We start from the raw sequence: 10,296 nt of genomic DNA on the forward strand, positions 1-10,296 counted from the left end.
GTGGACACCGGCCGAGGGTCGATGCGCGCGTCCGGACCGCGGCATCGGAGGACACGTCCACTAAGGCCACGGCAGTACGCCGACCAGGTCCTCCGGTGGCGTGCTGGTGGGCCGGTCGGAGACCTGGCCGTCGCCGAGCTCGACGATCCGCCACGCGCCGTCGGTGCGACGGGCCAGGTCGACGGTGACGAACGGCAGCCCCACCGCGGCGACGGCCGGCGCGAACACCGCCACGTCCAGGTCGCCCGGGGGTGCCTGGTCCGGCGTGTCCGGGTGCGCGGTGACCAAGCGGCAGGCGCCGTCGACCCACCAGGTGCGCACCTCCGGCCCGGTGAACGGCTCGTACCGGCGCAGCACGAAACCGCCGGTGAAGTCGTCGCCGCGCAGTTCGTGCAGTCGGCGGGCGACCGCCCAGGCCCGGGCGGTGTCGGCGAGGTCGGGGATGTAGGCCGCCTCGTCCCAGTAGTGCTTCATCGATTTGCTGTAGTCGCGCACCACGGCGGCACCGGCACCCAGGGCCGCCGCGGCGACGTCGAACCCGTCGCGGTCGGCGCCGACCGTCCAGGTCGACGCCGGGGTGAACGCGGAGAGCGCCGCGTACCAGCCGGGCAGCTCGTGCGCGCGACGGTACCGGGCGGCGTCGGTACGCAGCCGGGTTCCGCGGGCGGAGAGCGCCTCGGCCAGGCCGGCGTAGGCGTCGGCGGAGAGCATCCAGCCGCGGTAGAACGCGATCCCGCCCTCGGGTACCCGCGCCACCGCCCGGGCGCGGTCGCCGTCACCGGCCAGCGCGTCGTGGTCGATCAGCGCGACCTCGTGGCCGAGGCGGCGAGCGGCGTCGAACTCGCCGGCGAAGTGTTCGTCCACGCGGCGGGGGCGCAGCACGTCGGCGGGCAGTAACAGCGTCATGCCGGCATTCTGCGGTTCCGGCGGCTACGAGTCGATCGAGAACCGCGCGAACGAGCGCGGCGGCCGCCCGGTGATCTCCTCGACCGTGCCGGTGGTGCGGTCCTCGGCTCCGCGCGCGATCGCGGTGTCCATCCCGGCGAGCAGGTCGGCGAACGCGGGCGGTATCCCGTCCTCCCGGAGGTGCCGTGACATCCCGGCCTCGGTGACGCGCCGGTGCCGTACCGCCCGGTCCGGCCGGGTGAGCTGCGCCGCGACGTCGTCGAAGCTCAGCGGCTCGGGGCCGGTGAGGATCAGGTCGCGCTGCGGGGCGGCCGGGCCCACGAGCACCTGCCGGGCGACCGCGGCGATGTCGTCGGGGTCGATGAACGGCACCCGTCCGTCGCCGGTGGCGCTGACGATCTCCCCGTGCGACCGGATCGTGCGGGCGTGCAGGTGGTCGCCGGTGAAGTTGCTGGCGAACCACGTCGGCCGCAGGACCGCCCAGCCGGGCACGAAGTCGCGCAGCCGGGTACCGACCGCGCCGAGCCCCGGGCTGCCCATCGGGATCGCCGACGAGCCGAGCAGCGCGACGCGTTCCACGCCGGCCTCTTCGGCCGCGCCGAGGAACGGGAGGATGACCGGTTCGGGATCGACGACGCCGACCGGGGCCAGCAGGTACACCGCGCCGACCCCGTGCAGCGCCGGGGTGAACGTGTCCGGTTCGGACCAGTCGAAGTACACGTCGGCGCCGGCGGACCGGCCGGCCCGGCGCACGTCGACGGAACGGTCGGTCAGTTGCCGGGCGAGCCGGCTGCCGGTGGTGCCGCGGGCGCCGAGGACGAGCACGGTCATGCGGTCGCCCGCTCGTCGCTGAGCAGGAGCGGGTTCCAGTAGTCGCGGTAGTGCCGGATGCGACCACCGCTGATCGTGAGGACGGCGATGTAGCGCGCGGTGTAGGGCTCGCCGGTGGCGACGAACAGGCCGCTCGCGGCGAACTCGCCGATGACGACGTCGGGATCGGTCGTCTGGTGCAGTTCCACGTCGTGGATGCGCTGGATGTTCACCAGGTCGGTGTAGCCGTCGAGGTAGGACTCGACCGCGCTCCGGCCCTCCAGCCGGGTGGGGCGCCCGGGCGGGGCGAATGGGAACTCCATGACCGCGTCGTCGGCGTAGAGCGCGACGAACGACGCCATGTCGTGCGCGAGGAGATGGTCGAGCGCCTGCCGGACGACGGCGGACGGGCTGTCGGACATGATCCTCCGAAGATCGGTGCGATACGGTACGGACTGTCGGTCCGCTTTCACCGTAGCGGACTGACGGTCCGTTTCGCCAGGAGGTCATCAGTGCGTGCCGACAAGACACGCAACCAGGACTCCGTCCTCGCCGCCGCCGAGCGCCTCTTCGACGCCGCCGACGACCCCGACACGGTCTCGATGGACGCCATCGCGGCCGCCGCCGGCGTGGGCAAGGGCACGCTGTTCCGGGGCTTCGGCGACCGGCTCGGCCTGGTGCGTGCGCTCTACGTCAAGCGGATCACCGAAGAGCTCGACACCCTGCCGACCGGCCGCGGGCTCGATCCCTCCGACGAGGCGGTCGAGTTGCTGACCAGGATGTGGCGGTTCAAGGTGCGTAACCGCGGCCTGGCCCTGGCCCTGGAGCGCGCCGGGCGAGGCAGCCCGTACCGCAACGAGAGCTACGAGCGCTTCCACGCGGAGATCACCCGGCTGCTGGTCGCCGCCGGGGTGGACCCGGCCGACTTCCTGGCCCACGCGCTGATCGCCGCGGTGCGGGCCGACCTGGTGGAACACCTGCGTGATCAGCCCGACGCCGACACCGAGGCGGGCCTGAAAGCCCTGGTGCACGCGGTCTTCGCCGGGCGCGGCTGACTCAGCCGGGCACCAGCATCGTCACCGTGCGGCGGAACTCGTCGGCCGAGTCGGGACCGAATTCCTGCCCGATGAGCTTGAGCCCGGTACTCACCAGATGCTGGCTCATCGACGCCGCCGCGCCGGCCGCGTCGTTGCGGCGCACCAGCTCCAGCAGCTCGACGTGCGGTTCGAGGATCTGCTCGATCGACTCGGTGCGGTTGGCCGTCGACACCCCGCTGGTGAGCACCACGTTGCGCAGCCCGTCGACGAACTCGACCAGCCGCTCGTTGCCGCCGATCGCCAGCAGCGAGCGGTGGAACTGACGGTCGGCGCGCAGGAACCGCTCGGCGTCGTCCATCGCCTCGCGCATCCGCTCGATGTCGGCCTCGAGCCGCGCGATGTCCGCGGGCGCGGCGAGCGCGGCCGATACCCGCGTGGCCGGCACTTCCAGCAGGATCCGGAGCGAAAAGATCTCCCGCAGGTCCTGCGGTGACGAGCGCAGCACGACGAACCCGCGGTTGCGCTGAACCCGCACGAGCCCTTCGGAGGCCAGCTGCATCAGCGCCTCACGCACCGGGGTGCGTGAGACGCCGAGCTGGTCGGCGACCGTGTGGGTGGCGTGCAGGGTGTTGGGCTCGAGCTCGCCGTTGAGGATGCTCGCGCGCAACGCGGCCGCGGCGCGCTCCGTCATCGAACCCTCGCGCAGGGGTTTCATTCGCCTCCGATCGAACGCCGAACCCGTCAAGCATGGCGGCTGGGCGCTTCACCTGCGCCGTCGGCCCCCGAGACCTCTTGACGCGTGTTCCATGTTGCATGTTACATGGCACAGCATCCGGACAGCGGAGTGAATCCGGGGACTTTCGACACTCTGAGAGGAGCTCCCGTGTACCGACCGAGAGCACTGGGCCTGTGGCGGGCCCTGGTATTCGGATTGGCGATCAGCGTGCTCGCCGCGTGCGGTGGTCTGTCGGCGGACGACTCCGGTGGCGACGACAGCGGGAGCACCTCCGGTGGCTACACCGCGTTACGCACCGGCAAGGACGCGACCAGCACCGAGACCGACGCGCTCGCCGCGCTGCCGGCGTCGGTGAAGACGTCCTACGACGGCTTCTGGCACTCCACCCGGCTGGGCCCCAGCCCGTACGCGAACTGGACGCCGCCGAAGGCGCCGTGGAAGTTCTGTTACTCCAGCGCGTACCAGGGCAACTCGTGGCGCGCCGAGGGCCTCACCGTGGCCCGGAACATCGTCGCGCAGCTCAAGACCCAGAACCTGGTCGACGGCGACCTGGTGGTCGCGGACGCGAACAACAACGCCAGCCTGCAGGCCACCCAGGTCACCACCATGGTGCAGCAGGGCTGCCAGGTCATCTTCGCGATGCAGCCGCCGTCGGTGGGCATGTGCAACGCGTTCGACAACGCCAACAAGGCCGGCGCGCTGGTCGTCGTCATGCAGACCGGTACCGAGTGCACGAACGTCATCCAGTCCGACTTCGCCCAGTACGCCACCGGCGCCAAGTCCGCGCAGTGGCTGGTGGAGAAGTCCGGCGGCCAGGGCACGGTCGTGATGTGCGACGGCATCCCCGGTGTCGCCGCGGCCGAGGCACGCCAGGCCGCCGCGGCCGCCGTGTTCCGGAAGGCCGGGCTGAAGGTCGACCGCATCACCGGCGAGTGGACCCCCTCGACGATCAAGTCGCAGATGCTCAGCTACCTGAGCACGCACGCCGGGAACGTCGCCGGGGTCTGGGACGGCGGGGTCTGCGCGGTCGCGGTCAACGAGGCGTTCCAGCAGGCCGGGCGCACTCTGCCGTTCGTGAGCGGATTCGAGGGTGGCTGCGCCTGGCTGGCCAGCTGGAAGCAGACCGGCAAGGAGTCGATCGGCTTCACCCAGGGCGGCGGCCAGGGTGTCGTCGAGGCGTTCAAGGTGGCCCTGCGTCTGCTGGCGGGTCAGAAGTCGACGGTCAACACGCTGCTCTACCCGCTGCCGGAGATCAACGCGGGCAACTTCGCCCAGTACTACAAGCCGCAGATGACGCTCAACAGCGGATGCAACGCCCAGCCGCTCGACGGTGAGTCGGTACCGGACAGCTACTACGACGCGCTGTTCACCGGCGACGCGAAGCCGGCCACGTTCACCGCCGACCTCGGCGCGCTGCCGATCAAGTGACGCCCGCCCGGCCGGCCGGATCACGTGCCGGCCGGGCTCGTCTTCGAGGAGAACGATGTCCACCATCGCAGCGCCGAGAATCGCGCTCCCCCAGCTCCTGGTCCGGCTCGTCTACGTCGCCCCGGTCGCGTTGTTCGTCGTCCTGGTGGCCGTGCTGCCCGAGGTGCTCTCCCGCACCGGCGTGATGTCGCTGCTGGTGCTGGCCGCGCTGCTCGGCATCGCGGCGGTCGGGCAGACCTGGGCGATCCTGATCGGTGGCATCGACCTGTCGATACCGGCCACGATCGGCATGGCCAACGTGCTGCTCACCACGCTCTACTCCCAGGGATGGGGGTTCCCGGCCGCGCTCGCGACGATCGCGGCGGTCGCCGTCGCCACCGGTGTGGTGAACGGCGCGCTCGCCAGCAGCCTCGGGCTGCACCCACTGGTGGTGACGCTCGGCGTCGGCTCGGTCGTCACCGGCGCGGTGCTGGTGGCCACCGGCGGCAACACCGGTGGTTCGGTGCCGGCCGCGCTGACCGGTGCGGTGTCGCCGGTCGGCACCGTCGGCCCGCTGCCGGTTCCGTTCGCGGTGCTGGCCTGGGTCGCGGTGGCGGCGCTGGTGCTCTGGGTGGAACGCCGCGCGGTGTTCGGCCGGCACCTGTACGCGGTGGGCGCCAACACCCGCGCGGCCCGGCTCGCGTTCGTCCGCCCGGCCCGGGTGCAGATCACCGTCTACGTGGTCAGCGCGCTGTGCGCGGCGGCCACCGGGGTCCTGCTGGCCGGTTCCAGCGGCGGCGCGTCGGTGGGGATCGGCTCCACCTACCTGTTCTCGACGATCACCGCGGTGGTGGTCGGCGGTACGTCGCTGCTGGGGGGCGCCGGTAGCTACGCCCGCACGATCGCCGGCGTGCTCGTCACCACCGAGTTCACCACGTTGCTCATCGGCGTCGGCATCGGCGCCACCATGCAGCAGGTGCTGCTGGGGCTGGCGATCCTCGTCCTCATCACCGTCTACGGCCGCGACCGGCACGTCGCGCAGAGGTTGTGACCACCATGCTGGTTTCCCTGAGCGGTGTGCAGCACCGCTACGGCGCGACGGTCGCCCTGGCCGACTGCCGGCTGGAGGTGGCACCCGGCGAGGTGCACGCGCTGGTCGGCGAGAACGGCTCGGGCAAGAGCACCGTGGTCAAGCTGCTGTCCGGCATCATGCGCCCGACCGTCGGATCGGTACACGTCGACGGCGACGCGGTCGCGCTGCGCTCGCCGGCCCACGCGCAGCGGCTCGGCATCGTCACGGTGTTCCAGGAAACCCTGGTCGCCGACGAACTGACCGCGCTCGACAACGTGTTCGCCGGAACCGACGGGCTGTTCCGGCGCCGGCGCGGCGCCGCCGCCGAGCGCACCGCCGCCGCCGACGCGCTGAGCCGGCTGGGCGCCGACCCGGGCCTGCTGAGCCTCACCCCCGATCACCTGAGCCTGGCCGAACGGCAGGTCCTGACGCTGGCCCGCGCGCTGGTGCGGCCCTGGCGGCTGCTGATCCTCGACGAGGCCACCTCCGCGCTGGACCTCGCCACCCGCGACCGGCTGTTCGCGCTCCTCAAGGAACAGACCACCGACGGACGCAGCGTGCTGTTCGTCTCGCACCGCATGGACGAGATGCGGCTGATCATCGACCGCGCCACCGTGCAGCGCTCCGGCGTGACGGTCGGCACCGTGACCAGCGACGAGGCCACCCCGGCGACGCTGCTGGCGATGATGAGCGGACGGTCCGAGCAGGCCGCCCCGGCACGCAGCGGCCCTCCGCGCACCGGCGGCGACCCGTTCCTCCGGCTCCGCGACGTCGCGCTGGAGCCCGGCGCCGAGCCGTTCGACCTGACGCTGCGGCGGGGCGAGATCCTCGGCGTCGCCGGGCTCGACGGCCAGGGTGGCAGCGCGCTGGTCGAGACCGTCGCCGGGCTCCGCCGACCGCGCGCCGGCCGGGTGGAGACCGCCGACGGGGTGGCGATCACCGGACACCGGTCGGCGTTCGCGGCCGGCGTCGCGTACGTCCCGGGCAAGCGTCAGGACGAGGGCCTGTTCCCCACCCTCGACGTGGCCGACAACCTGGCGATGGCGATCCTGCCCCGGCTGGCCCGCCGGGGTTTCTTCCGGCGCAGCCGGGTGCTCGCCACCGTGCGGGACCAGATGGAGGGCCTGGGCGTCCACCCGGCCGACCCGCGGTACCCGATCACCGGGCTCTCCGGCGGCAACGCGCAGAAGGTCCTGGTCGGACGCTGGCTGGCCACCGAACCCGACCTGCTCGTGCTCAACGACCCGCTGCGCGGCGTCGACCTGGGCACCAAGGTCGAGTTCTACGCGCTGCTGCGCCGGCTCACCGACGACGGCACGACCGTGCTGATGCTCTCCACCGAGCTCGAGGAGCTGCTGGCCGCGTGCGACCGGATCGCGGTCTGCGCCGATCACCGCGTCGCCACCGTGCTCGACGGCAGCGCGATGACCCACGACGCGGCGCTCGCGGCCATGTTCGGACAGGAGGTCTCATGACCACGCTCACGGCGACGCGTCGCAGCGTGCCGTACTTCGTGCCGGCGGTGCTCGCGGTCGTGCTGATGATCGTGATCACCGCGCTGAAGGCCCCGCAGTTCCTCGACGGTGGCTGGAAGCTGGTGTTCGTCTACGCGTCGCCGCTGATCCTGCTCGGCATGGCGCAGGCACCGGTGGTGCTCAGCGGCGGCGGTGGCATGGATCTGTCGGTCGGGCCGGCCGCCGGGCTGATCAGCGTGATCCTCGCGGCCGTGCTCATCCCCGCCCAGCTGTCGGTCTGGTGGCTGATCGTGCTGGCCGCACTGCTGCTCGGCGCGGCCGGTGGAGCGATAAACGGCGCGCTCGTGGCGTTCGTCCGCATCCCGCCGATCATCGCCACGCTCGCCACGTACCTGGTGTTCGCCGGCCTGGCCACGCAGATCCTCGCGGCGCCGACCGGGTTCCTGCCGCGCTGGATGCGGTGGTTCACCGGCACCGACGGTCCGCTGCCCAACGTCGCCTACGTGGTGCTCGGGGTCGGGCTGGTGTGGTGGGCGCTGACCCGGACCGCGTACTGGCGCAACCTGCGCGCGGTCGGCAGCAACGACCGGGCCGCGTACGCGTCCGGGGTGCCGGTGACCGCGGTGCGGTTCCTGGCCTACCTGGTCACCGGCGTGTTCACCGGGGTCGCCGGGCTGGTGCTCACCGCGGTGCTGGGCGGCGCCGACTCGACCGTCGGCCCCACCTACACGCTGCAGGCCATCGCCGCGGTGGCGCTCGGCGGGATCAGCCTGGCCGGCGGACGCGGCGGCCTGCTCGGCGCGGCCGCCGGTGCGGTGCTGCTGTTCCTGATCCAGAACTACTTGACGCTCACGCAGGCCTCGTCGTTCGTGCTGCAGATGGTGTACGGCGTCGTACTCATCCTGGCGATCGTCGCGAACGGCCTCTGGGACCGACGGAGGAAAGCACGGTGACAGTCACAGTCGCGGCCGGGCAGCTCGCAGCGCCGGCCGGACGCATCGCCGAGAACGTCGAACGCACGCTCGGTGCGCTGCGTAACGCCGGTGCCGCCGGGGTCGATCTGCTCGTGCTGCCCGAGTGCGGCCTGACCGGGTACGTCTTCGACGACGCCGCGGCCGTGCACGCCGCCGCGCTGGAGGCCACCGGCCCCGAACTGGCCCGGATCGCGTCGGCCGCCGCGTCGTCGCGCCTGCACGTCGTCGTCGGCTACCTGGAACGGGCCGGCGACCGCGTCCACAACACCGTGACGCTGTTCGGCCCGGACGGGCCGATGGCGACCTACCGCAAGACCCACCTGCCGCATCTGGGCGCCGACCGGTTCGTGACGCCCGGCGACAACCTCCCGGTGCTGGTCACGACACCCCTCGGGGTTGTCGGGCTGAGCATCTGTTACGACCTACGCTTTCCCGAGTGGGCCCGCTGCCTGGCGCTGGGGGGCGCCGACATCATCGCCAACCCGACGAACTGGCCCGCCCCGGCCGAGCAGGTCGCCGAGCTGTTCACCCGGGTACGCGCGGCCGAGAACCACGTCTACGTGATCGCGGCCAACCGCGGCGACGAGGAGGAGGGGGTCTCGTTCATCGGGCGCAGCCAGATCCTCGACCCCAACGGCGCCGTGCTGGCCTCCGCCGACCGCGGTGACGCGCTGGTCGTCGCGACCATCGACCCGGCCGAGGCCCGCCGCAAGGAGATCCTCGCGCCCGAGGTCGACTTCGCGATCTCGCTGTTCGGCGACCGACGCCCGCAGCTCTACGGCGAACTGACCCGTGAAACCCCCTTCAGGAAGGACGCCTGACATGTGCGGAAGCAACTTCGTCGACCAGGCCACCGCCGACAAGATCGCCGCCACCGCCGCGACGTTCCGGCAGATCACCGAGAGCCCGTTCGGCGCCGACGACGAGATCGGCATGCTCAACCTGATCACGCCGGAGTCGATGCGTGCGGTGCTCTCCCGCGCCGACGCCGGGCACACGATCGACCTGAGCGTCGACTATTTCCTGGGCATGCCGTCGTTCACCGCGGCGGGGCAGCCGCCGTACCAGATCTGGATGACCAACACCCCGCGCGGCACCGCCGTCGACGACGGCACCGGCTTCGGGGAGCAGAACGAGCTGGTCGGTTACTCCGGCGACGCGATCTCGATGTACACCCACTGCGGCACCCACATCGACACGCTCAACCACTTCGGCTACGGCACCAAGATCTGGAACAATTTCGACGCCGACCAGTACCTCGGCGCCCGGCACTGGATGTGCGCCGGGGCCGAGAAGCAGCCGCCGATCATCGCCCGCGGTGTGCTCCTCGACGTGGCGGCCCTGCACGGCGTCGACGTGCTGCCGCAGAGCTACGGCATCGGCGCTAAGGACCTGGCCGACGCCGCCCGCGCCCAGAACGTCGAACTGCGCCCGGGCGACGTCGTCCTCATCCGCGGCGGCCAGATGACGCTGTGGAACGACCCGCAGGCCTACATCACCAACGAGGCCGGCGTGAACCGCGACGGCGCCGAGTTCCTGGCCCGGAGCGGCGCGGCGCTGGTCTGCTCCGACAACCTGTCGTTCGAGCAGATCCCGTCCACCGAGGAGGGCAACTGGCTCCCGGTGCACACCTACCTGTTCGCCGAGGCCGGTGTGCCGATCATGGAGGTCGTCGACATGGAGGCGCTCTCGGCCGAGAAGCTGTACGAGTTCTGCTTCATCGGCGCCGGCATCAAACTCCGCGGCGCGACCGCCGCCCCCATGCGCCCCCTGGCGATGCCCCTGCGGAGCGTGTGACCGCAGGGCGACTCGGTGACGCCTTCCTCGACGACGGACCGGGGCCGGGGCCGTGCTCAGCGACGCCGGCTTCGTGTCGCAG

11 protein-coding genes are annotated in these 10,296 nt (G+C 71.9%); 7 read left to right on the plus strand and 4 right to left on the minus strand.

The window, feature by feature from the left end; genetic code table 11:
* Nucleotides 1-60 precede the first annotated feature (60 nt).
* From ABD437_RS02345 to ABD437_RS02355, 3 genes are read right to left on the minus strand one after another with little or no spacing between them, the layout of a single operon-like run.
* Nucleotides 61-906 carry an ATP-grasp domain-containing protein gene (locus tag ABD437_RS02345; protein WP_344647043.1) on the minus strand — a complete coding sequence of 282 codons (846 nt, stop codon included), beginning with the start codon at nt 904-906 and terminating at the stop codon, nt 61-63.
* Between the two features lie 24 nt (nt 907-930).
* Nucleotides 931-1,737, minus strand: a complete 807-nt coding sequence (locus tag ABD437_RS02350) for a Rossmann-fold NAD(P)-binding domain-containing protein (protein ID WP_344647044.1) — start codon at nt 1,735-1,737, stop codon at nt 931-933.
* A complete protein-coding gene (locus tag ABD437_RS02355; RefSeq protein WP_344647045.1) occupies nt 1,734-2,138 on the minus strand; it encodes a nuclear transport factor 2 family protein in 405 nt (134 codons plus the stop codon). The genes ABD437_RS02350 and ABD437_RS02355 overlap by 4 nt, the downstream gene beginning before the upstream one ends.
* A gap of 90 nt (nt 2,139-2,228) precedes the next feature.
* Between ABD437_RS02355 and ABD437_RS02360 the strand changes: the two genes are divergently transcribed.
* Nucleotides 2,229-2,771, plus strand: coding sequence for a TetR/AcrR family transcriptional regulator (locus ABD437_RS02360; protein ID WP_344647046.1), 543 nt, complete (start codon nt 2,229-2,231; stop codon nt 2,769-2,771).
* A 1-nt stretch (nt 2,772) separates the two neighbouring features.
* Here the strand turns inward: ABD437_RS02360 and ABD437_RS02365 are convergent, their stop codons facing one another.
* On the minus strand, nt 2,773-3,468 hold the full coding sequence (locus ABD437_RS02365) for a GntR family transcriptional regulator (RefSeq protein WP_344647047.1): 696 nt from the start codon (nt 3,466-3,468) through the stop codon (nt 2,773-2,775).
* Nucleotides 3,469-3,636: 168 nt separating this feature from the next.
* Here ABD437_RS02365 and ABD437_RS02370 point away from each other — a divergent pair, with 168 nt between their 5' ends.
* The 6 genes from ABD437_RS02370 to ABD437_RS02395 are packed head-to-tail and all read left to right on the plus strand — an operon-like array spanning nt 3,637 to nt 10,214.
* Nucleotides 3,637-4,917, plus strand: coding sequence for a substrate-binding domain-containing protein (locus tag ABD437_RS02370; protein WP_344647048.1), 1,281 nt, complete (start codon nt 3,637-3,639; stop codon nt 4,915-4,917).
* Nucleotides 4,918-4,972: 55 nt separating this feature from the next.
* Nucleotides 4,973-5,947 carry an ABC transporter permease gene (locus ABD437_RS02375; RefSeq protein WP_344647049.1) on the plus strand — a complete coding sequence of 325 codons (975 nt, stop codon included), beginning with the start codon at nt 4,973-4,975 and terminating at the stop codon, nt 5,945-5,947.
* A gap of 5 nt (nt 5,948-5,952) precedes the next feature.
* Complete coding sequence (locus tag ABD437_RS02380) at nt 5,953-7,443, plus strand: sugar ABC transporter ATP-binding protein (RefSeq protein WP_344647050.1); 1,491 nt, start codon at nt 5,953-5,955, stop codon at nt 7,441-7,443.
* Nucleotides 7,440-8,396, plus strand: coding sequence for an ABC transporter permease (locus ABD437_RS02385; protein WP_344647051.1), 957 nt, complete (start codon nt 7,440-7,442; stop codon nt 8,394-8,396). Before ABD437_RS02380 ends, ABD437_RS02385 begins: the two co-directional genes overlap by 4 nt.
* Nucleotides 8,393-9,238: a carbon-nitrogen hydrolase family protein gene (locus ABD437_RS02390; RefSeq protein ID WP_344647052.1), complete on the plus strand. Its 846-nt coding sequence runs from the start codon at nt 8,393-8,395 to the stop codon at nt 9,236-9,238. Before ABD437_RS02385 ends, ABD437_RS02390 begins: the two co-directional genes overlap by 4 nt.
* Before the next feature lies 1 nt (nt 9,239).
* Nucleotides 9,240-10,214, plus strand: a complete 975-nt coding sequence (locus tag ABD437_RS02395) for a cyclase family protein (protein ID WP_344647053.1) — start codon at nt 9,240-9,242, stop codon at nt 10,212-10,214.
* Nucleotides 10,215-10,296: the final 82 nt, after the last annotated feature.

It is taken from the genome of Cryptosporangium japonicum (assembly GCF_039524755.1).
In the GTDB taxonomy this organism is placed as follows: domain Bacteria; phylum Actinomycetota; class Actinomycetes; order Mycobacteriales; family Cryptosporangiaceae; genus Cryptosporangium; species Cryptosporangium japonicum.

Coding starts and splice junctions, on each gene's coding strand:
- ABD437_RS02345 (WP_344647043.1), bottom strand. CDS start 906: ATGACGCTGTTACTGCCCGCCGACGTGCTGCGCCCCCGCCGCGTGGAC.
- ABD437_RS02350 (WP_344647044.1), bottom strand. CDS start 1,737: ATGACCGTGCTCGTCCTCGGCGCCCGCGGCACCACCGGCAGCCGGCTC.
- ABD437_RS02355 (WP_344647045.1), bottom strand. CDS start 2,138: ATGTCCGACAGCCCGTCCGCCGTCGTCCGGCAGGCGCTCGACCATCTC.
- ABD437_RS02365 (WP_344647047.1), bottom strand. CDS start 3,468: ATGAAACCCCTGCGCGAGGGTTCGATGACGGAGCGCGCCGCGGCCGCG.
- ABD437_RS02375 (WP_344647049.1), top strand. CDS start 4,973: ATGTCCACCATCGCAGCGCCGAGAATCGCGCTCCCCCAGCTCCTGGTC.
- ABD437_RS02380 (WP_344647050.1), top strand. CDS start 5,953: ATGCTGGTTTCCCTGAGCGGTGTGCAGCACCGCTACGGCGCGACGGTC.
- ABD437_RS02385 (WP_344647051.1), top strand. CDS start 7,440: ATGACCACGCTCACGGCGACGCGTCGCAGCGTGCCGTACTTCGTGCCG.
- ABD437_RS02395 (WP_344647053.1), top strand. CDS start 9,240: ATGTGCGGAAGCAACTTCGTCGACCAGGCCACCGCCGACAAGATCGCC.